Origin of the sequence: Parvularcula dongshanensis (genome assembly GCF_014199615.1) — a bacterium.
GTDB classification, from domain to species: domain Bacteria; phylum Pseudomonadota; class Alphaproteobacteria; order Caulobacterales; family Parvularculaceae; genus Parvularcula; species Parvularcula dongshanensis.
Genome location: NZ_JACHOB010000003.1, coordinates 39,570 through 59,498 on the forward strand (window position 1 = coordinate 39,570; position 19,929 = coordinate 59,498).

The window sequence follows — 19,929 nt, forward strand, 5'->3', positions numbered from 1 at the left end:
GCGGTCTCTAGTATGGGAGAGGACGATGTCTGACGTTGGAGACGAACGATTGCATGCCCTGGATGCCGTGCGCGGCGGCGCACTGTTCCTCGGGCTCGCCTTCCACGCCGGGTTGTCTTTTCTGCCGGGCGATCAGGTGTGGCTTGTCATGGACCAGGCACGCAGCACTCCCATCGCCTGGCTAACCTTCGTTCTGCATATCTTCCGCATGGCGACCTTTTTCCTTCTCGCCGGGTTCTTCGGGCGTCTGGTTCTGCAGAGGAAAGGCTATGGCTACTTCGTCCGCAGCCGATCGAAGCGGATCCTTCTGCCGCTCCTCATCTTCTGGCCACTCGTTACCGCGGCCTTCATTGGACTGATGGCTTGGCTCTATCGCGGCAAGTTCGGCCTGACGGCTGAGCAGCTTCCCCCGCCGCCCCCGCCGAGCATCGACACCTTCCCGCTGACACACCTTTGGTTCCTCTACGTCCTGATTTTGTTCTACGTGGCCATGCTCATCTTGCGCCCGGTGCTGGCCCTCGATCGGGGCGAACGTCTGCGTGCCTTCGCTGGCACCGCCGCGGCGTGGAGCATCAGGCGCGGGTTGCTGCAGGTTGTCCTTGCGGTTCCCGTCGCCACGGCGCTGCTGTGCCAACAAGGCTGGCCACTGTGGTTCGGCGTGCGGACACCCGACACGGGACTGCTCCCGAACACGCCGGCGCTGGTGACCTACGGCAGCGCCTTCCTACTCGGTTGGGTGCTGAACCGCCCCGGCGAACCCCTGTCCGCCATGCGAAGCAATTGGCCTGCGAACCTTCTTGCCGCAGGGGCATTCACCGCGATCTGTCTCGTCCTCCTCGGCGGAAAGGCGACTGGCGGATCGGATATCACGGGCGTCGAGCGGGTCGGCTACGCCGCGAGCTACGCGCTGGCGATCTGGACCTGGACCTTCGGCCTGATCGGGGCAGCGCTGACCTTCCTCAACGGTGAGCGCCGCTGGGTGCGCTACGTCGCGGACTCGTCCTACTGGGTCTACATCGTCCACTTGCCGATCGTGTTCGCGCTGCAGATCGCGGTGATGGACCTGCCATGGCCTGCGCCTGCGAAGTACGCGGTGATCCTGGGCGCGACGCTCGCCCTGACGCTCGCGAGCTATCAGCTGCTGGTCCGGCACAGCTTCGTCGGTAGTCTTCTAAACGGACCGAGGAGGAAACGCTCATGACCTCGCAGCTCCGCGACCCCGCGAACGAGGACCAGGCCCGCGCCGACCTCGCCTTCCTTCGAAACGTCGTGTCCGGGGAGCGACCGTTCGGTCGCAGCATGGGGATCGTCTACGGCGCGGCAGGTCTGCTCTACGGAACGCAGTGTGCGGTTTCTCTCGCCCACTTGTGGCGGCCGGGCGGCCTGTCCCCATGGGTCAACCTTGCCAACGCCGTGCTGCCGACGGTCCTGTTTGTCCTGGTCCTGGTGACGGCGGGCAGGGCGGATCGCCATGGAGGCGGCGTGAAGGGGCCGGTCGGGCGAGCCATCGATGCGGCCTTCAGCGGAACGGGTCTCGCGATCCTCGTCTTGATCGTCGTGTTCGGTGTCAGCGCGTATCGACAGGACAGCATGACCATGTGGCTCTATCACCCCGTGGTGGTCTGTGTGCTCCAGGGGGCGGTTTGGTACGGCGCCGCCGTACTCAGGCGACGTTGTTGGATGGGCGGCGTCGCGGCTGGATGGCTCCTCAGCGGCCTGGCCGCAGGGCTCCTCGTCGAGAACCTCGAAGCCTACCTTCTCGTGCTGACCGTCGCTTTGTTCGCCTTCATGGCGGTGCCCGGCTACGTCCTGCTGCGGTTGAGCCGGACGGGCTGACGGCGAGAGGCTTCGTGAGTGAGATCGAGAAGATCGATGAGGTCATCCACGGCCGCCTGCGCCTGGCGATCATGGCCTACCTCGCCAACGCCGAGAGCGGCTCGTTCAACGAGCTGATGGACGCGCTCGGCGCGAGCAAAGGGAATCTCTCCGTACAGATCAGGAAGCTCGAAGATGCTGGCTACATCGAAGTCGACAAGCGCATCGTGGCGCGCAAGACGCTCACGACGTGCCGGCTGACGAAGGACGGCAAGGCCGCGTTTCGGACTTATCTCGACAACTTGACGAGCATGCTCGGGCTCCCGACGCCGAAATGATCGTGGCTACTACTTCGAGCTGACGCGGCCACTCGTCCAATCCTGGCTGGTCGTCACGGAGAAGGGCTCCCGCACGCTCAACGTCGGCCCGACGAGGGACCGGGCCAAGACGTACGAGCTCGAAGAGGATAGCCAGGCGACACCCTCCGCGACCAAACGCCAAGGCCAGCGTGAAGCTGCCCCGTCGGAGCAGGGCAGGCCCTTCGCCGCTACCTTCGAACGAGCCGCCCCCAACCGCCCGCGAAGGCACGAAGCAGGCGCATTCGGTCAGGGGGCGATCACCGGGGCGGGCTGGTCGGGGGCGCGCCTCTTCGGGCTCGCCGGCAAGGGGGCGGAACTGGGAGCCGGCGCGGATCGCTCCGAGCGAACCGATGCTTAGGTCGGCAGCTTCCTCGCACCTTCCATCGCTGAGGCGATCCTGGAAGGCATTAGGATATGAGTGGCGGAGGAGGTGGGATTCGAACCCACGGTACGCTTGCGCGCACGCCGGTTTTCAAGACCGGTGCATTCGACCGCTCTGCCACTCCTCCGTTCAGGAGCCTCTAGCCGCCGTAGAGGCGGTCCGGCAACCACGTCGCGAGCCCTGGGACGAGGGCGAGGACGCCGAGCATGAGGAGCTGGATGAACACGAAGGGCACGGCACCCTTGTAGATGGCGCTCGTCGCCAGCTCGGGCGGCGCGACGCCGCGCAGGTAGAAGAGAGCGAATCCGAAGGGCGGGGTGAGGAAGCTTGTCTGGAGGTTCACCGCCATCATCACCCCGAGCCAGATGGGGTCGACGCCCGCCGCCAAGAGCGCCGGAGCGACGAGAGGCACGACGACGAGGGTGATCTCGATGAAGTCGAGAAAGAACCCCAACAGGAACATGACCAGCATCACGACCGCGATCGCACCGACGGGCCCGCCCGGCGTGCGCGCGAGGGCCGCCGTCACCGTCTCGTCGCCGCCAAGGCCGCGGAAGACCAAGCTGAACAGCGCCGCGCCGATCAGGATGGTGAAGACCATTCCCGAGATCTCGGTCGCTTGACGCGCGACGGGGGCGAGGAGGCCGGACCGCGCGAACGACCACGCGGCGGCGAGCGTACCGGCGACGAGCACCAAGCTGGCTACGCTTGCGGCGGCGATGGCGATTCCTTCGTCCCGCGTTCGATCGGGCCGACCGAGCCGAAGGTCGAAGTGCCATACCAGCACGGCTAGAACCGGCACGGCCAGAAGCCCGGCTATCGTCAGCCATCGCGCCCCCGGGCGGGCCGTGCGCCGCCGACTGCCCGCGATGAGAAGCGCGCCGAGAGCGCCAACGGCGGCCGCTTCGGTCGCCGTGGCGGTGCCCGTCAGGATGGACCCAAGGACCGCTGCGATCAGGACGAGCGGGGCGGGGAGGCTGCGGAGCGCCGCCTTCACGCCCTCGCCGAAGCCGAAACGGTCCTCGGGCGGCACGGCGGGGCTCGTATCGCCTTTGAAGAGCGCGAGTCCGATAAGATACGTCACGTACAGGGTGACGAGAACGAGGCCGGGGATCAGGGCGCCCGCGAAGAGGTCGCCGACCGATACGGTCTCGGGAGAGAAAACGCCGCTCGCGAGCTGGCTCTCCTGATAGGCGTTGGACATCACGTCGCCGAGCAGGATGAGCACGATAGACGGGGGGATGATCTGGCCGAGCGTACCCGCCGCTGCAATGCTGCCGGCCGCCAAGGCCGGGTCGTAGCCACGCTTGAGCATGGTTGGCAGGCTGAGGAGGCCCATGGTGACGACGGTCGCGCCGACAATGCCGGTGGAGGCAGCGAGAAGGGCACCCACGACCATCACCGATAGGCCGAGGCCGCCGCGCATCGAGCCGAATAGCCGCGCCATCGTGTCGAGCAGCTCCTCCGCGATCTTCGCCCGCTCGAGGATCACGCCCATCAGGACGAAGAGGGGCACGGCGAGCAAGATCTGGTTCTTCACGATACCGAATATCCGTATCGGGAAGGGGTCGGCGATGAAAGCCGGATCGAACGATCCCATGGCAAGGCCGAGAAGACCGAAGAGCAGCGCGACGCCGGCGAGCGTGAAGGCAGCCGGAAACCCCATGAGGAGCAGCGCGCAGAGCGTGAGCACCATCGCGATGTCGAGCCAGCCCGCGCAGGCGCAGAAGCAAAGGACGACTTGGTCCCACATCAGCGGCGCAACCCTCGCGCCAAACCATCCGCTCTGACGAAGGCGGCGAGAGCCACAAGGACCCCGAAAGCGGGGATCAGCGACTTCAGGAGGTAGACGGCGTGAATGCCGGACGGCTCGGGTGAGCGCTCGAGGTCGGCCCAACTCTGGGCGACGTAAGGCCCCGCCGCGACGACGATGAGGCCGCAAACCGGCAGCACGAAGAGGGTCAGGCCGCATAGATCGACGAGCGCCCGCCGGCGCGGCGGCCATCTGCTGTAAAGAACGTCGACGCGAACATGAGCGTCAGCGAGTAGAACGGCGCCGCCCGAGAGAAGGAAGGTTGCCCCGAACAGGTAGAGGGGCAGTTCCTGGAGCCAGACCAAGCTGATCGAGAACACGGACCGCAGCAGCACGACGATGCCCATCGCCAGGGCGAGGAGGAGAGTGGCGCAGCAGGCGAGAACGAACGCGGCGAGGACGATCCTTCGTGCCGATCCCGCCAGGCGGCCTGAGAGTTGTCTGGCGGCGTCGCTGCGAAGGCCGAAGAACGGCAAGGAAGCCAGGAAACCGAGGCTGAGGCAGGTGCAGACGATCAACATCGGTGCCGCTCGCTCCGTTTACTCGATCCCGAAGGCGCGGCCGCGCGCAGCCAAGTAGGCCTCGTCCGAGATCTTGTTCCAACCAGCGCTTCGACGGAGGCTTTCGCGGTAGCTCTCCGCGATGCGGCGGGCGATTTCGGAGGAGGCGGCGACATCCTCCAGCACATCAGCCGTGGCCTTCGCGAGTGCGTCCATGACGTCGTCCGGCATCCGGCGAAGCTGTACGCCGTGCTCCCGGACGAGAAGGTCGAGCGCCTGGGCATTCCGCGCTTGGTACTCGGCTAGAGTAAGGTGGTTCACCGCCCGTGCCGCTGTCTCGATGACGGCGCGTTCCTGCGCCGTCATATCCTCCCACAGACGAAGGTTCACGCCGACCGACAGCTGCGCGCCGGGCTCGTGGAAGCCGGGCCAATAGTAATACGGCGCTTCGCGATAGAGGCCGAAGGCGAGGTCGTTCCATGGGCCGACCCACTCGGTCGCTTCGATGGCTCCGGACTGGAGCGCTTGGTATATCTCGCTGCCAGGAATGTTGACCGGCGAGGCTCCGGCCCGCCGCATGACTTCCCCGCCGAGGCCGGGCATTCGAATGCGAAGGCTGCGCAGCTCGTCCAGGCTGCGTACCTCGCGCTTGAACCACCCGCCCATCTGGTGCCCGGTATTCCCCGCCGCGAAGGGCTTGATTCCGAACCGGGCTGCGAGTTCGTCCCACAGCGCCTGCCCGCCGCCGAACTCGGTCCAGCCCATCTGCTCGACTGCCGTCATGCCGAAGGGCACGGCCGTGAAGAAGGGATAGGCGCGGTCCTTTCCGGTCCAGTAGTAGTCCGCACCGTGATAAAGGTCGGCCGAACCGCCGGAGACGGCATCGAAGGCGTCGAAAGCGCCGACGAGTTCGCCCGCGGCGAAGACGCGGATGCGCAATGCCCCGCCGGACAGCTGCGCGATCATCGACGCCATCCGCTCGGCGGCCTCCCCCAGCCCGGGAAAATCCTTCGGCCAGGTCGTGACCATCTTGAGCTCGCGGGGCCGGAGGCCTTCGGCGCGCGTATCGACGGCGCCGCAACGCTCCGCGCAGTCGCAACCGGCGAGCGCGAGGGGCGCGATGGCGGCGCCCCGTTTCAGGAACCCCCTTCGGTCGATAGCCCTGCGATCCGACGCGTCCCCCATGACCCCTCCCGGCTCGCCGAGACTGCCGCTCGGTCCTAGCTTTCCGGTATGGACCGTGCCGCGATCGAGGCCGAGTGGCTAGACCTTACCCGCCGGAAGCTTCCGGCGGTCGCCGAGGCGCGTGGTTGGCCGATCCGATTCGATCATTGCTTCCAGCGCGTGCTGCTCGACGCGGCGTTCGGCGACGTCTGGTACAAGCATGTGGAGGGGCGGCCCGCCTACGCCCACGCGTCCGACGCCGCGCTCTCCCGCGCAGTGGCGCTCGGCGAAGCCATATTGGAAGGGCGAGCGGACCTACCTGCGCTGAACCGGCAAAGTCTCGCTTTTCGGGGGAAGGCGGGGCGGCCGCGCTAACGCCGTTTCGGCTTGTCGGGTCCGAACTGACGGCGATCGGTCTTGTTCAGCAGGGCCGTCCGGTCGGTATCCAGCCTCGCGCGGTTCTCGGCCGCCTTGCCGGCGCCACGGAGGTAACCCGCGGCCCGCCCAGCCCCTTCGCTGAGAATGCCGAGCATCACGGCGCGGCCATGACGCTTCGGGTTAACGGTCGGGTCGCTGCCCGCGAAGATGCTGCCGCGGGAGCGCCGATAGTTTCGGTGCGCGCCCAGCAACGAGCCGACCGCCTTCGCAGTACGCTTCGGAAGGCCGATCGACCGGCTCTCCTGCGCGGCGGCGAGGCGCCCGGCCGCGAAGCGTGCGCCGAGAGCGCCCTTCATCGTCGACGGGTTCAGGATGCCGACCCGCGCACCGTCATCCATCAGCAGCGGCAGGTTCTGACGCCGCAAGCGTTCGATCAGTGCGCCGTCATGGGACAGCAAGGCAGCCAGATCGTCCTGCATCGAAGCAAGCACGTCCCGGCGAAAGACCAGGTTTCGCGAGGGCAGGGCGTCGACCTCGCCACCAGCCAGACCGTCGCGCCAACGGCCGTACTCGATGAGCATGTGGCTCCAGGAATGAGGCGAGCGCGGATTGGCGTTCACGTAGGCCGAGCCGAGAGCTCCGAACCGTGCGAGTCGATGCGATATGACGGCCTCCGCCCAATCCACTGCGGGGAAGGCGTAGTCGTCCAGGAGCGCGATGAGGTCGCCCTGCGCTGCGCGCAAGCCTGCGGCCGCCGCCTCCGCGTAACCTGCGTCATCGGGGACCGACACGACCGAGACGCTGCGCAGCGCGCCCGTCGGCAGTTGCCCATCGAGCGGTCCCGGGCTGACGAGGAGAAGGTCGATCATCGCCGCTTCGGTCTGAAGGCCGAGTGCCTCGACCGTCCGGCGGACGGATGACCAGCCGCGTAGGGCGACCAGCACGACGCTGAGCGGTGCCGTGCCCTGTGCCGCAGAACCGCCTGCGGTCAAGGTGCCCGGCGCCGGGTCGGGCATCGTGGGTAGGTCCGGGGCAGGGCCGCCCGGTATGTCGATCACGGGTGCGCCGGGCGCACCTCGTCCCGATGGACTGTGCCCTTCATCGGTCCCGGACGTCGTGCTCGGCGATCTCATGTCGGACGCGGGGCGGGGCGCCTCGTTCTTGGAATCGGGGATGCTGCCGAACAGATCCTTCAGCCCATGGGGTCGGTCGGTCATCGCACTCTCGCCCTGTTCGCCGTCTTCTCGCAAGCTCTCCACCTTACGCCTGTTCGGCGCCCTAGGTCACCTGCACTGCTGCACCGCACGGTGGCGCTTTCCTCAACCGAGGAGAGGCCCCGACGCGGTCGGCAACAAGATGGCAAGAACCGCGCCGCCGATCGCCCCGCCAAGGTGTGCTTCATGGGCAATTCGGCCCTTTCCGCTCATGGCGAAGGACGAATAGGCGACGTAGCCGAGGCCGAAGGCGAAAGCAGGCACAGGGATCGCGAAGAAGAGATAGAGCTTCGCCAGCGGCGCGAAGACGCAAAAGGCCAGGACGACGCCAGACACCGCGCCGGAGGCACCGAGGGCGTTGTAGCTCGCGTCGTCGCGCTTGCGGTAGAGCGTGTAGCCTTGCGCGGCCAGCTGGCTGCCTAGGTAGATGATCGCGAGGCCGCTCGTGCCGTACACGACCTCGACCGCCGGTCCGAAGAAGTACAAGGTCAGCATGTTGACCAGCAGGTGGCCGATATCGGCATGAAGGAAGGCCGGCGTCACCATCCTGTACCACTGGCCGCCGCGGACCGCGCCGACGTTGAAAATGCCGCCCGATACGAAGCTGCGGTCCATCATCAGGCCATAGAGGCTGGCGAGGGTCGTGACGGCCAGAAGCGTGAAGGCGAGAGGCGCGTCGCTAGGGAGGATCGGCGGCACTAGGCGCCCGTCCTGAAGTGCATGACGTCACCGTCCTGCACCTCGTATTCCTTGCCCTCGATGCGTTGCTTGCCCGCCTCCTTGGCACCGGCCTCGCCTCTCAGAGCGACGTAGTCGTCGAAGCTGATCGTCTCGGCGCGGATGAACTTCTTCTCGAAGTCGGTGTGGATGACGCCTGCGGCCTCGGGCGCCTTGGCGCCCCGCCGTACGGTCCAAGCGCGCGCCTCCTTCGGTCCTGCGGTGAAGTAGGTCTGAAGCCCAAGGAGGTCGTAGCCGGCGCGGATCAGGCGGTTGAGGCCCGGCTCGTCGAGGCCGAGCTCGCTCAGGTACTCGGCGGCCTCCTCGTCGTCGAGCGTGGCGAGTTCCGACTCGATCTTCGCGCTGATCGCGACGGCTACGGCGTTCTCTTCCTTCGCCCGCTCGGCGACCTTGGCCGAGTAGGCGTTGCCCTCCGCCGCGGACCCCTCGTCCACGTTCGAAACGAAGAGGACGGGCTTCGCGGTCAGAAGCTGCAGGCCACGCCATGCTTTCATCGCGTCGGCGGGCACCTCGGCGGCGCGGGCGGGGTTACCCTCACGGAGCTGCTCGAGGGCAAGGTCGACGAGGACGAGCGCTTCTTTCGCTTCCTTGTCTTGGCCCTTCGCCTTCTTCTCCAGGTTCACCCGCCGCTTCTCGAGGCTCTCGAGGTCGGCGAGCATCAGTTCGGTCTCGACCGTCTCGAAGTCCGAGATCGGGTCCACGCGACCCTCGACGTGGGTAACGTCGTCGTCCTCGAAGCAGCGCAGCACGTAGGCGACGGCGTCGACTTCGCGGATGTTGGCCAGGAACTGGTTGCCGAGTCCCTCGCCCTTAGACGCGCCTTTGACGAGCCCGGCGATGTCCACGAACTGGAGACGCGCCGGGATGACCTCGGCGCTCCCTGCGATCTCCGCGAGCTTGGCGAGCCGCGGCTCGGGCACGGCGACGTCGCCGACGTTCGGCTCGATCGTGCAGAAAGGATAGTTCGCGGCCTGCGCGGCGGCCGTCTTGGTCAGCGCGTTGAAGAGGGTGGACTTGCCGACGTTCGGCAGGCCGACGATCCCGCATTTGAAGCCCATGGGGTCAGTCCTTCTTGCGCCCGAGCGAGGCGAGCGCGTCGATGAATGGGTTGGCACGTTCGGGCGCCACGGGGGCGGGCGCCGGTGAGGGGCGTGGCGCGGAGCGCGCCTTCGGCTTGTCCGCCGCGCCGGGCTGAATGACGGCAGACACGAAGCGGCTGCCGTTCTCCTCCGACAGAGGCACGAGTTTCGGCGCGGCGCGGCCGATGCCGTCCAGCATCTCCGCGACCCAGCCCTCGCGCTCTTCCTTGGCGAAGTCCTTGAGCACGTGCGCGACGACGGCCTTCTTGTCGCCAGGATGGCCGACGCCGATCCGGACCCGCCAGGTGTCGGCACTGAACTGCGCCGCGATCGACCGCAGGCCGTTGTTGCCTGCGAGGCCGCCGCCCTTCTTCACCCGAAGCTTGGCGGGGGCGAGGTCGATCTCGTCGTGAAAGACGACGACGTCGTCGGGCGCGAGCTTGTAGAACTGGGCCGCCGCCTGCACGGCCCGCCCCGCCTCGTTGTAGTAGGTCATCGGCTTCAGAATCAGCGCCTTCTCGGGTCCGAGGCGCCCTTCGCGCACGAGGCCCCGAAACTTCTCGCGCTCAGGGCCGAACCCCTGGGCCTCCGCGATGGCGTCCACGGCCATGAAGCCGGCATTGTGCCGGTTTCCCGCGTACTTCGCGTCCGGGTTTCCGAGGCCGACGAGGAGGATCATGCGCGGCAGTTACGGGCGGGGGGCCAAGGGTTCAAGCCGCCCGCTGGGTGCTTGCGTTGCGCGGAGCGCGACGCGTCGCTAGCGCCGATGAGCAAGCAGGAGGCAAGTCCATGGCCCGCACCGTCCTCGCCGTCATCGGCGGCTCCGGCCTCTACGACCTCGAAGGGCTCGAGGTCACCGCGACTCACGACGTCGATACCCCTTGGGGGGCGCCGTCCGACACGATCGTCGAGGGCGAATATGCGGGTGTCCGTCTTCTCTTCCTTCCGCGTCATGGACGCGGGCACTTCATCTCCCCATCCGAGGTGCCCTACCGCGCCAACATCGACGCATTGAAGCGGCTCGGCGCGACGGACGTGCTCTCGATCTCGTCCTGCGGTTCGTTCCGCGAGGAGATGGCGCCCGGCACCTTCGTCGTCGTCGATCAGTACGTCGACCGCACCAAGGGGCGTCCCTCGTCCTTCTTCGGCACCGGCCTCGTCGCGCACGTCTCGATGGCGCAGCCGGTCTGCGAAGGTCTCTCAGCGAAGGTCTTCGCCGCCTGCGAAGCGGCGGGGGTGACCGCGTTCGAACGCGGCACCTACCTCGCTATGGAAGGCCCGCAGTTCGGCACGCTGGCCGAGAGCAACCTCTACCGCGCCTGGGGCATGGACGTCGTCGGCATGACAGGGATGCCCGAGGCGAAGCTCGCCCGCGAGGCCGAGCTTCCCTACGCCTGCTGCGCGATGATTACCGACTATGACTGCTGGCACGAGCCGTCGGGCGCGGTGGACGTCGCCAGCGTCCTCAAGGTCATGGGCAGGAACGGCGAGAACGCCCGCGCGATGCTGCGCGCGCTGATCCCGACGATCGGGCCCGAGCGGACGCCCAGCCCCGCCGGGATCGAGCACGTCCTCGACACCGCCCTCATCACCGCGCCCGACAAGCGCGACCCGGCGCTCCTCGCGAAGCTCGATGCGGTGGCCGGTCGGGTGCTCGGCTAGCGGCCTTCCTCGACGGGCAATGTCAGGGTCAAGCTCTGCCCGCTCTCGAAGGTGAGGGTGACCGGCACGCTGTCCCCTTCGCGCAGGGATTCGTCGGCGCCGATCAGCATGAGGTGCGTACCCTCGGGCTCCAGGCTGACGGTCTCGCCGGCGGGGAGGGGGAGGCGGGGAACGGGGCGCATCCGCATGACGCCGTCTGCTTCCTTCATCTCGTGCACTTCGACAGCCTTGAAGAGCGGTGAGCGGGCGCTGATCACGGCGTCGTCTTGATCCGAAGTGATCCGCAGGTAGCCAGCGGTGCCGGACACGCCGTCAGCCATCGGCCGGACCCGGCCGTCGAGGACGCGGATGGCGGCGCCCGCCTCTCCGACCGAGCCGAGGGGCGCTGCGGCGGGCGAGGAGACTTCGGCTTCGCCGCAAGCGGCGAGCAGAAGCGCACAGAGCGCCATCGGCTTGGCAATCCGGTACGTAAGGGTCATATCGGCCTCTCTTCTGGGCTGGCGCGAACGGCGCGCTACCCTCCCTTCGCGAACCCCGCAACGCGGCTTCCTCGCCGCGCTGGCACACCCGAGGAGGACCCTCATGTCCCCGACCGACATCGCCCGCCTGCAACGCTACCTGCAAGGCCTCTTCGCCAACCCCTCGATCGACGTGCGCGCCCGTCCGAACAAGGCGGACAGCGCCGAGGTCTTCATCGGTGACGAGTTCATCGGCGTCCTCTTCCGCGACGAGGACGACCCCGAGGACTACCACCTCAACATGTCGATCCTCGGCGTCGACCTCGAGGACGTCGGAGGCACGGCGTAAGCGCCGATCTCGACGACCTCCGGCGAAGGCTGTCGGCCTGCCGCCACTGCGAGCGGGCCGGCCTGATTCCGAAGGCGCGGCCGGTCTTCCAACTGCCCGAAGGCGCGACGATCGGTCTGTTCAGTCAGGCGCCGGGCAACCTCGCGCATCAGGGCGGACGGCCCTTCCTCGACCCCTCGGGCGTCCGCCTGCGGGCCTGGATGGGGGTTACGGAGGAAGAGTTCTACGACTCTGGCCGGGTCGCGATCGCGCCGATGGCGTTCTGCTTCCCAGGTTATGATGGCAAGAGCCCGACCGGGAAGGGAGGTGACCTGCCGCCGCCCGCCGTCTGCGCGGAGATCTGGCGCGCCGAGGTCATGGCGGTCGTCTGGTCGCAGCTGCAGGTCGTCCTGCTCGTCGGCGCCTACGCCCAGGCTTGGCACCTCGGAAAGAAGCGGGGACGAACATTGACCGAGACGGTCGGCGGCTGGCGCGAACGGGTGGCCGAGACGGCGTCGGGCGAACCCCTCATCATGCCGCTGCCGCACCCTTCCTGGCGTAACAACGCTTGGCTCAAGAAGAACCCATGGTTCGAGGCCGACGTGCTGCCGACGCTTCGGCTCGCGGTCCGTCAGGCCCTCAAGTAGAAACGGCGCCCCGAAGGGCGCCGTTTCCCGCTCGATTGCCGCTGATAGCTCAGTCGGGGTTGCGCTCGACGTCCGCATCGACATCGACGTCGACGTCGGGCGCGTTCAGGCCTTCGTCATCGACGATCTCGTCTTCCTCGCCATCGGCATCGTCTTCCGGCACGTCGATGCCGATCGTCGGCACTTCGACGGTCTCGGTGCCCGTCGTAACTTCGGGTCCGCGCACGTCGACGTCGGGCATGGAGCCACCCTCGACATCGACGTCCGGCAGCGAGCCACCCTCGACATCGGTATCGGTGAAGTACATCCAGCCGAAGATCAGGATCGCGATGACGACGATCGCAGCGATCACCTTACCCATAATTCGAACTCCTCGTTTCCACGTTTCGACGCATTGGTGACAGCGGTGTAAGGGTGAGGGTTCCGATTCGTCCAGGCACAGACTGCCCAATGTCGAGCGCATGTGATGAAGGGACGGGAGCTGCCCCGGCCGCACTCACCTGTCCGGTGTGACGTTCTGTCCAAGCAAACAGCAGGAATGAGCAGCCAGTCTCCGTGTTCTCTTCGTAAGGCAGGGAACTTTTGTTCGGCCGTAGTCCGGACGTTCCAGGGAGAAAGTAATGAAGAAACTAGCGACTAGTCTGACGGCGGGCCTTCTCGCTGCCGGCTTCGGCCTCGGCGCCCAGGCCGCGCCGCTTACTGGCGGCGTAACCGTCGTCGAGGTGACGGCCGACCTGGAGGGTCTCGAGGTGAGCGGAGCGCCGGTGGGATCCGCGACGGTGGAAGTGAACGAGGCAGGCAACCCTGTCTTTGGCTTCCCGATCACGGGCGGCGACATCGACCCTGCCTCGCTCGCCGGCATGATCATGCACGATGGCAGCGGCCTGTCATTGACGAATGAGAGCGGGATCACTGTCTCCCTAACGAACTTCGTGATCGACACGGCAGCGAGCATGATCATGGGAATGGTCACCGTGTCGGATGGTACGGACGACACCATGATCGCTGATGCGCACATCTTCGATTTCGACGTCAGCAGCCTTTCGTCGATCGACATGCTGTTCGACACCGAAGACCCGATGCTGTCGCTGACCTTGAGCAGCTTCGCCGGTGACGCGCTCGAAGGGTTCTTCGGCGCGAACCTGACGGGCGCGGAGATCGGCTTGGCGGCGACGGCCCCGGTCATCGGTGAGGCCGTGCCGCTGCCGGGCGCCGCGGTGTTCTTCGCGACGGGCCTCGCGGCCTACGCGGCGCGCCGGCGTCTAGCGGCGTAACCTCACTCCGCCGCCAAGCTCTGCGTCTCCGACTGCTGTCGCCACAAGGAGGCGTAGAGCCCACCACGGGCGAGGAGGGCGTCGTGCGTGCCCTCTTCGACCACGCGTCCTTCCCGCAGGACGACGATGCGGTCGGAGTCGACGATCGTGCTCAAGCGGTGTGCGATGACGAGGGTCGTCCTACCGTTCTCGACCTCCCGCAGCGCGGAGAGGATGCCCGCTTCCGTCGTGCTGTCGAGCGCGGAGGTCGCTTCGTCCAGGATCAGCAAGGGTGGGTCCTTCAAGATCGTCCGCGCGATCGCGACCCGCTGCTTCTCGCCGCCCGAAAGCTTCAACCCGCGTTCGCCGACTAGGGTGTCGTAGCCCTTCGGTAGGGAGAGGACGAAGTCGTGGATCTGCGCGAGCTTCGCCGCCCGTTCCACCTCTGCCTGTGTGGCACCCGGCCGTCCGTAGCGGATGTTGTAGCCGACGGTGTCGTTGAACAGCACCGTGTCCTGAGGGACCATGCCGATGGACGCACGCAGGGAGCGCTGCGTCACGTCCCTGAGGTCCTGCCCGTCGATCCGGACCGACCCGCCTTCGAGGTCGTAGAAGCGGTAGAGGATCCTCGCGATCGTGGACTTGCCTGCCCCCGACGGACCGACGATCGCGACCTTCTCGCCCGGCTTCGCGGTGAAACTCACGCCCTTCAAGATCTCCCGGTCCGGGTCGTAGCGGAAGCGGACGTCGTCGAAGACCACCTCCGCGCCCGAGATTTCGAGCGGCTTCGCGTCCTTCGCGTCGGCGACCTCGGGGACCACGTGCAGAAGCTCGAACATCCGTTCCATGTCGATCAGGCCCTGCTTGATCTCCCGATAGGCGAAGCCGAGGATGTTGAGCGGCTGGTAGAGCTGCATCATCACGAGGCTGACGGCCGTCACCTCACCGATGCCCAAGTTTCCGGCGGTGACGTCTCTGATCGTCAGCCAGAGCGCCGCCAAGAGCCCTACATTGATGATCACCGCCTGGCCGATGTTGACCACGGCGAGGGAGTTCTGCGACTTGACCGCCGCGTCCTGATAATCGCGAAGCGCGGCATCGTAGCGTCTCGCTTCGTACCCCTCGTTTCCGAAGTACTTGACCGTCTCGTAGTTGAGGAGCGCGTCGACCGCCCGCGTGTTGGCGAGCTGGTCCTTCTTGTTCATCTCGCGGCGGTACTTCAGCCGCCACTCCGTGCTCGTCACCGTGAACCAGAAGTAGAGGACCACCGTCACGGCCGCGATCAGCGACAGCCAAAGGTCGTAGCGGATCGCGAAGGTCACGCAGACGATGCCGAGGAGGAGGATCGTCGGCCCGATGTTGAAGAGCAGGAAGCGGAACAGAAAGTCGATCGAGCGGATGCCGCGCTCGATGACACGCGAAAGCCCGCCGGTTCGCCGTTCGAGGTGAAAGCGCAGGGAAAGGGTATGCAGGTGCTCGAAGACGCCGGTCGCGACTTCGCGCTGCGCGCTCTGGCCCACGACCGAGAACAGGAACTCGCGGAGCTGGGGCAGGGCGGCCGATAGCAGGCGCAGCGCACCGTAGCCCAAGACCAATGCGAAGACGGTCGCGACGATGGCCGCTTCCGTGTCGAGTCGGTTGATCGCGTCGGCGAGCGCGAAGGGTGCGATCACGGTCGCGATCTGACCGGCGAGGATGACCGCGATCGAGGCGACGATCCGCAGCTTGAAGCCGGGCCGGTCGGCCCGCCACATGTAAGGCAGCAGGTAGCGCAGCGAGGCGAGTTGCTCTCGCAGGCTCGTTTCCTTGGCGTTGTCGAGGTCGGGGGCGGTCACGGAGGGAGGAGGCATTGCTCCTCAAGTAGGGTGCGCGGTGCCGCTTGGACATGCCTCCGAGGGCGGACCGAGGTCGGACTGCCTTAGCATCCCGTCACGTCTGCCCGGGTTGGCCCGGCGGTAACCCTTCTTATACCTTGCCGCCTGACGAGTAACCATGAGAACCGCGCGGCGGCTTCGCCGTTCGCGCCTTGATCCGGGTGTGACCATGAGACGCTTCCTCGCCGGCCTCCTCGCCGGCGCTTGTGCGTTCGCTTTTACCGCGAACGCTTCGGCACAGGTCGAGATCGACATCACGCGCGGCCGGACCGATCCGTTGCCGATCGCCGTGCCGTCCTACGTTGCGAGCGGCGATACGGCCGAACTTTCGACGCAGATCACCGAAGTCATCGAGGCTGACCTCGAACGCTCCGGTCTCTTCGCGCCGATCGATGAGCGCGCCTTCGTCGAGCAGATCAGCTCCATCAACGTACGGCCGCGCTTCGCGGACTGGCGCGTGATCGGCGCGCGGGTCCTCGTTACCGGCGAGGTCGAGCCGCTCGGCGATGGCCGGGTCCAGCTCAACACGCGCCTCTGGGACGTTGCGGGCAATCAGCAGCTCGGCTCGGTCGCCTACAAGACCCCGCGCGAGAACTGGCGCCGCGCGGCGCACAAGGTGGCCGACTTCATCTACTCGAACCTGACGGGCGAAGAGGGCTACTTCGACACCCGCATCGTCTTCGTCTCGGAGTCGGGAAACAAGCTCGACCGGACCAAGCGGCTGATGATCATGGATCAGGACGGCGCCAATCCGCAGGCGCTCACGGACGGCCTCAACTACGACGTCCTGACGCCTCGCTTCAGCCCGTCGAACCAGCAGATCACCTACCTCGCCCTGTTCGATAACCAGCCGGCGCAGGTCTACCTCTTCAACATCGAGACCGGCGAGCAGGAAGCGCTCGGCACCTATCGCGGCATGACCTTCGCGCCCCGCTTCAGCCCAGACGGGCAGAGCGTGCTCTTCTCTGTCGAGCAGAACGGCAACTCCGACGTCGCGATCATGGACCTGCGCACACGCCGGCTGCGTACCCTGACCGACAACCCGGCGATCGACACCTCGCCGACCATGTCCCCCGACGGCCGCCAGATCGCCTTCGCCTCGGATCGGGGCGGGTCGCAGCAGATCTACGTCATGGACGCGGACGGCACGAACCAACGGCGCATCACCTTCGGCGAGGGCACCTACGGCACCCCCGTCTGGAGCCCGCGCGGCGACCTCATCGCCTTCACGCGCCAGTACAAGTCGCGCTTCTACATCGGTGTCGTCAGGACGGACGGTACGGGCGAGCGCCTGCTGACCGAGAGCTACCTCGACGAAGGGCCGACCTGGAGCCCGAACGGTCGGGTCTTGATGTTCCACCGCGAGGAGCGACCGGGTGGCCCGGTCGGCCTCTACTCCGTCGACTTGACCGGTCAGAACCTGCGCCCCGTCCCGACGCCCGGCGAGGCGTCCGATCCGGCTTGGTCGCCGCCCTTGAACTGATCGAACCGGCACTGTTGCGTAAACGGAACAGTGTGGCTGGGGGGCACCAACAGGCCCTCCGATCCGCGTTGATCGGCCGCGGGGCGATGGTATTTTGCCCTGCAATTGACACCCTCCCTTGCCAGGCGGCCCCCGCCCTCAAGGAGGGTGGCAACGAAGCGGTAAGGCAGTTCGGGTAGGCTGCCTTTGACCGCCGATCATGGGGATGGCGGGAGATCTTATGTCCCCGACGAAGCGGAGCGAGAGATGATTAAACGAACCCTTGGAAAAGCGGGCCTGATCCTGGCCCTCGGCGCGATGGCGGCTTGCGCCTCGACGCCGGAAGAAGCGAACACGGCGAGCGACTACGAAACCGTCGCGCCGACGACCACTGCGCGGACCGAGCCCGTCGGGCCGGAGCCGGGCACGCTCGAAGACTTCCAGCAGAGCGCGGGCGATCGCGTCTTCTTCGGCTACAACCAGTACAACCTGACGAACGAGGCGCAGGGTACGCTGTCGCGTCAGGCGGCCTGGCTGAAGGAGTTCCCGGAAGTCCGCCTGCGCCTGGTCGGCAATGCCGACGAGCGTGGCACGCGTGAGTACAACCTCGCCCTCGGCGCCCGCCGGGCGAACGCGGCCAAATCCTACCTGGTGGGCCTCGGCATCGACCCCTCGCGGATCACGACGATCTCCTACGGGAAAGAACGTCCGATCGATCCCCGCTCCACGCCGGACGCTTGGGCCAAGAACCGAAACGCGACCACCATGCTGGTCAGCGTCGGTTCGTAAGCCGGCCTAAAGAAACCTTGGGGGAGAGGCTCGGAACGAGAATGTTCCGGGCCTCTTTTTTTTATGCGCCGGCCGCCCGCTTGAGCAGGTAAACCCGCACCGCCGACGCCAGGGGTCGTCCCCGGTCCAGTCGCGCTTCGTCGATCCGGGCGAGGAGGCCGGCGAGGCTGAGCTTCTCGGCGTCCGCTGCTGCGTCCAACGCGTCCCAGAACTCGGGCTCGAGCGCGAGGCTGGTCCTATGACCACCGAGCGTCACCGAGCGCTTCTTCAGCCCGCTCAGCGACCCTTCGTCCATTCGTCGATCCCATTTTGGCGAATGCCTTCCACGGCGGCGGTCATCCCATCCATCACGCCAGCCATGTGCGACAAGGCCTCGGAATCGGCGGCCGTCATGTCGATCCCAAGCGCAGCGTAGAGGGTCTCGAAGTCGATTCCGCGCGCGATGCAGAACTGCGCCAGCGCGATGCGCATCCGGCTGTGAGACGAAACGTCGGACATGCTGGGGCCTTTCGTGGTTACCATGGCACCGAGGCGCTCCGACGCAAGAGACGTGCCAGCTTCATGTCTTGATAGCCTTGTATCGAGCGAGCGCCTCGTCCCGCCGCGCAGCGTGCTCGACGATCGGTTCGGGGTAATCCTTCCCCAGCACGACGCCAGCCTTCTTCAGCACGTCCGCCAGCGCATCCCAAGGGGCGTGGACGTGCTTCTTGGGTAGGTCCTTCAACTCGGGGCACCAGCGTTTCACATACGCACCCTCGGGATCGAACCGCTCGCCTTGGCCGACCGGGTTGAAGACGCGGAAGAAGGGGCTCGCGTCCGCCCCGCAGCCTGCGATCCACTGCCACTGCGCGGTGTTGTTGGCGGGGTCGGCGTCCACGAGGCAGTCCCAGAACCACGCCATTCCGCGCCGCCAGTCGAGAAGCAGGTCTTTCACGAAGAAGCTGCCCGTGATCATGCGTACCCGGTTGTGCATCCAGCCCGTCTGCCAGAGCTGCCGCATGCCCGCATCGACGATGGGGTAGCCGGTCTGCCCTTTCGTCCAGGCGCGGTAAGCATCATCGTCCGTATCCCACTCGAACCGCTCGAACTTCGCATCGAGCGGCTTGTCGAACATCTCGGGGTGGGCGCAGAGGAGTTGGTGGTGGAACTCCCGCCAGGCGAGCTCGGACAGCCAGCTCTCTCCCTGGTCCTCCGGCACGTCGCCGTCTTCGATCCTCTCACGCAGATCGTGCCACGCCACCACGGGACTGGTCTCACCGAAGTGCAGGTGGGGCGATTGGCGCGAACTCGCGTCGCGGCCGGGAAAGTTGCGATCTTCGTCATAGGACGTCGCGTTCGACTTGAGCCACGAGAGCCAGCGCGCCCGCCCGCCGCGCTCGCCGGGCTCCCAAGTCTCCTCGAAGGCGCCGGCCCAGTTCGGTTGGGTAGGGAGAAGATTCCAGTCGCCGAGGTGATCTGAGGACGGAAGCTTCGCGGGGGCATCGAGCTTCTGCACCTTTGCGAGCTTCTCGGGCACCTCCCGCTCGCGCAACTTCCGCCAATAGGGCCCGAAGACCTTGTAGATGTTGCCGCTCCCGGTTCTGATCTCTCCTGGTTCGAAGAGGACCGTTCCGCGGAAGGTTCGCACCTCGATCTCCTGCTCCTGGAGTGCGTGCGCAACGTCGTCGTCGACCTCCTTCTGCCAGCCGATGTAGCGCCGGTTCCAGGTCACGAGGTCCGCGCCGACCTCTTGCGCGACGCTCGGCACGACGCCGCGGGAGTCGCCCCGGCGAAGGATCAGCGCGCTGCCGATACGGTCGAGCTCCGCCGCGAGCGCCTCGAGGCTCTTATGGAGCCACCATCGCTGAGCGCCCCCCATGGCCCAGTCGCCCGGGGTCACGTCGTCGAGGACGTAGAGGCACGCGGCGGGGCGGTCCGAATCGGCAGCGGCGCGCAGCGCGGGGTTGTCCTCGAGGCGCAAGTCGTTGCGCAGCCAGACGAGGGCGGGGGCGGTGTCGGGCATCAAAGGGGTTCC

At 66.7% G+C, this 19,929-nt stretch carries 23 protein-coding genes and 1 tRNA gene; 10 read left to right on the plus strand and 14 right to left on the minus strand.

The annotated features are described in order from the left end of the window. Positions 1 to 25: 25 nt before the first annotated feature. Genes GGQ59_RS08140 through GGQ59_RS08145 form a run of 3 tightly spaced genes read left to right on the plus strand, consistent with a single transcriptional unit; the run spans position 26 to position 2,153 of the window. Complete coding sequence (locus tag GGQ59_RS08140; RefSeq protein WP_183817407.1) at positions 26 to 1,201, plus strand: acyltransferase family protein; 1,176 nt, start codon at positions 26 to 28, stop codon at positions 1,199 to 1,201. Next, positions 1,198 to 1,836, plus strand: a complete 639-nt coding sequence (locus GGQ59_RS14765) for a hypothetical protein (protein WP_221400954.1) — start codon at positions 1,198 to 1,200, stop codon at positions 1,834 to 1,836. The genes GGQ59_RS08140 and GGQ59_RS14765 overlap by 4 nt, the downstream gene beginning before the upstream one ends. 14 nt (positions 1,837 to 1,850) lie before the next feature. Next, positions 1,851 to 2,153 carry a transcriptional regulator gene (locus GGQ59_RS08145; RefSeq protein ID WP_221400955.1) on the plus strand — a complete coding sequence of 101 codons (303 nt, stop codon included), beginning with the start codon at positions 1,851 to 1,853 and terminating at the stop codon, positions 2,151 to 2,153. Between the two features lie 440 nt (positions 2,154 to 2,593). Here the strand turns inward: GGQ59_RS08145 and GGQ59_RS08150 are convergent. The 4 genes from GGQ59_RS08150 to GGQ59_RS08165 form a co-directional block, all read right to left on the minus strand. Further along, a tRNA-Ser gene (locus tag GGQ59_RS08150) sits at positions 2,594 to 2,683 on the minus strand. Positions 2,684 to 2,695: 12 nt separating this feature from the next. Then, complete coding sequence (locus tag GGQ59_RS08155; RefSeq protein ID WP_183817411.1) at positions 2,696 to 4,309, minus strand: TRAP transporter large permease; 1,614 nt, start codon at positions 4,307 to 4,309, stop codon at positions 2,696 to 2,698. Beyond that, positions 4,309 to 4,890, minus strand: a complete 582-nt coding sequence (locus GGQ59_RS08160; protein ID WP_183817413.1) for a TRAP transporter small permease subunit — start codon at positions 4,888 to 4,890, stop codon at positions 4,309 to 4,311. The genes GGQ59_RS08155 and GGQ59_RS08160 overlap by 1 nt, the downstream gene beginning before the upstream one ends. Positions 4,891 to 4,908: 18 nt before the next feature. After that, entirely contained in the window at positions 4,909 to 6,054 is a 1,146-nt protein-coding gene (locus tag GGQ59_RS08165; RefSeq protein ID WP_183817415.1) for a TRAP transporter substrate-binding protein, read from the minus strand. A gap of 48 nt (positions 6,055 to 6,102) precedes the next feature. Between GGQ59_RS08165 and GGQ59_RS08170 the strand changes: the two genes are divergently transcribed. Next, positions 6,103 to 6,408, plus strand: a complete 306-nt coding sequence (locus GGQ59_RS08170) for a GCN5-related N-acetyltransferase (RefSeq protein ID WP_183817417.1) — start codon at positions 6,103 to 6,105, stop codon at positions 6,406 to 6,408. Here GGQ59_RS08170 and GGQ59_RS08175 read toward each other — a convergent pair. The 4 genes from GGQ59_RS08175 to pth all read right to left on the minus strand — a co-directional run bounded on the left by GGQ59_RS08175 (position 6,405) and on the right by pth (position 10,121). Continuing rightward, entirely contained in the window at positions 6,405 to 7,628 is a 1,224-nt protein-coding gene (locus GGQ59_RS08175) for a hypothetical protein (RefSeq protein ID WP_183817420.1), read from the minus strand. The genes GGQ59_RS08170 and GGQ59_RS08175 overlap by 4 nt on opposite strands. A gap of 102 nt (positions 7,629 to 7,730) precedes the next feature. Then, positions 7,731 to 8,324: a rhomboid family intramembrane serine protease gene (locus tag GGQ59_RS08180; RefSeq protein WP_183817422.1), complete on the minus strand. Its 594-nt coding sequence runs from the start codon at positions 8,322 to 8,324 to the stop codon at positions 7,731 to 7,733. Then, on the minus strand, positions 8,324 to 9,421 hold the full coding sequence (gene ychF / locus GGQ59_RS08185) for a redox-regulated ATPase YchF (RefSeq protein WP_183817424.1): 1,098 nt from the start codon (positions 9,419 to 9,421) through the stop codon (positions 8,324 to 8,326). Before ychF ends, GGQ59_RS08180 begins: the two co-directional genes overlap by 1 nt. A 4-nt stretch (positions 9,422 to 9,425) precedes the next feature. Then, on the minus strand, positions 9,426 to 10,121 hold the full coding sequence (gene pth, locus GGQ59_RS08190; RefSeq protein WP_183817426.1) for an aminoacyl-tRNA hydrolase: 696 nt from the start codon (positions 10,119 to 10,121) through the stop codon (positions 9,426 to 9,428). A 110-nt stretch (positions 10,122 to 10,231) separates the two neighbouring features. Here pth and GGQ59_RS08195 point away from each other — a divergent pair, with 110 nt between their 5' ends. Further along, positions 10,232 to 11,104, plus strand: a complete 873-nt coding sequence (locus tag GGQ59_RS08195; RefSeq protein WP_183817428.1) for an S-methyl-5'-thioadenosine phosphorylase — start codon at positions 10,232 to 10,234, stop codon at positions 11,102 to 11,104. Here the strand turns inward: GGQ59_RS08195 and GGQ59_RS08200 are convergent. Then, on the minus strand, positions 11,101 to 11,583 hold the full coding sequence (locus GGQ59_RS08200) for a copper chaperone PCu(A)C (protein ID WP_183817430.1): 483 nt from the start codon (positions 11,581 to 11,583) through the stop codon (positions 11,101 to 11,103). The genes GGQ59_RS08195 and GGQ59_RS08200 overlap by 4 nt on opposite strands. 103 nt (positions 11,584 to 11,686) lie before the next feature. On the opposite strand from GGQ59_RS08200, the gene GGQ59_RS08205 reads away from it, so the two are divergent. Further along, positions 11,687 to 11,911: a DUF3126 family protein gene (locus GGQ59_RS08205; protein ID WP_183817432.1), complete on the plus strand. Its 225-nt coding sequence runs from the start codon at positions 11,687 to 11,689 to the stop codon at positions 11,909 to 11,911. Between the two features lie 92 nt (positions 11,912 to 12,003). Then, positions 12,004 to 12,537 carry a uracil-DNA glycosylase family protein gene (locus GGQ59_RS08210; RefSeq protein WP_221400973.1) on the plus strand — a complete coding sequence of 178 codons (534 nt, stop codon included), beginning with the start codon at positions 12,004 to 12,006 and terminating at the stop codon, positions 12,535 to 12,537. Positions 12,538 to 12,586: 49 nt separating this feature from the next. On the opposite strand, the gene GGQ59_RS08215 is transcribed toward GGQ59_RS08210, so the two are convergent. After that, positions 12,587 to 12,898, minus strand: a complete 312-nt coding sequence (locus GGQ59_RS08215; protein WP_183817434.1) for a hypothetical protein — start codon at positions 12,896 to 12,898, stop codon at positions 12,587 to 12,589. Between the two features lie 259 nt (positions 12,899 to 13,157). On the opposite strand from GGQ59_RS08215, the gene GGQ59_RS08220 reads away from it, so the two are divergent. Then, on the plus strand, positions 13,158 to 13,811 hold the full coding sequence (locus GGQ59_RS08220; protein WP_183817436.1) for a PEP-CTERM sorting domain-containing protein: 654 nt from the start codon (positions 13,158 to 13,160) through the stop codon (positions 13,809 to 13,811). A 2-nt stretch (positions 13,812 to 13,813) separates the two neighbouring features. On the opposite strand, the gene GGQ59_RS08225 is transcribed toward GGQ59_RS08220, so the two are convergent. Further along, complete coding sequence (locus tag GGQ59_RS08225) at positions 13,814 to 15,640, minus strand: ABCB family ABC transporter ATP-binding protein/permease (RefSeq protein ID WP_183817438.1); 1,827 nt, start codon at positions 15,638 to 15,640, stop codon at positions 13,814 to 13,816. Positions 15,641 to 15,833: 193 nt separating this feature from the next. Between GGQ59_RS08225 and tolB the strand changes: the two genes are divergently transcribed. After that, on the plus strand, positions 15,834 to 17,147 hold the full coding sequence (gene tolB / locus GGQ59_RS08230) for a Tol-Pal system beta propeller repeat protein TolB (RefSeq protein ID WP_183817440.1): 1,314 nt from the start codon (positions 15,834 to 15,836) through the stop codon (positions 17,145 to 17,147). A gap of 246 nt (positions 17,148 to 17,393) precedes the next feature. Further along, positions 17,394 to 17,915: a peptidoglycan-associated lipoprotein Pal gene (pal, locus tag GGQ59_RS08235; RefSeq protein ID WP_183817442.1), complete on the plus strand. Its 522-nt coding sequence runs from the start codon at positions 17,394 to 17,396 to the stop codon at positions 17,913 to 17,915. A 61-nt stretch (positions 17,916 to 17,976) separates the two neighbouring features. On the opposite strand, the gene GGQ59_RS08240 is transcribed toward pal, so the two are convergent. The 3 genes from GGQ59_RS08240 to GGQ59_RS08250 form a co-directional block, all read right to left on the minus strand. Beyond that, positions 17,977 to 18,210 (minus strand): ribbon-helix-helix domain-containing protein, encoded by a 234-nt coding sequence (locus tag GGQ59_RS08240; RefSeq protein ID WP_221400956.1) that lies wholly within the window; start codon positions 18,208 to 18,210, stop codon positions 17,977 to 17,979. Further along, positions 18,192 to 18,413, minus strand: a complete 222-nt coding sequence (locus GGQ59_RS08245; RefSeq protein WP_183817444.1) for a hypothetical protein — start codon at positions 18,411 to 18,413, stop codon at positions 18,192 to 18,194. Before GGQ59_RS08245 ends, GGQ59_RS08240 begins: the two co-directional genes overlap by 19 nt. Positions 18,414 to 18,474: 61 nt before the next feature. Then, positions 18,475 to 19,917 carry a cryptochrome/photolyase family protein gene (locus tag GGQ59_RS08250; RefSeq protein ID WP_183817446.1) on the minus strand — a complete coding sequence of 481 codons (1,443 nt, stop codon included), beginning with the start codon at positions 19,915 to 19,917 and terminating at the stop codon, positions 18,475 to 18,477. Between the last annotated feature and the right edge of the window lie 12 nt (positions 19,918 to 19,929).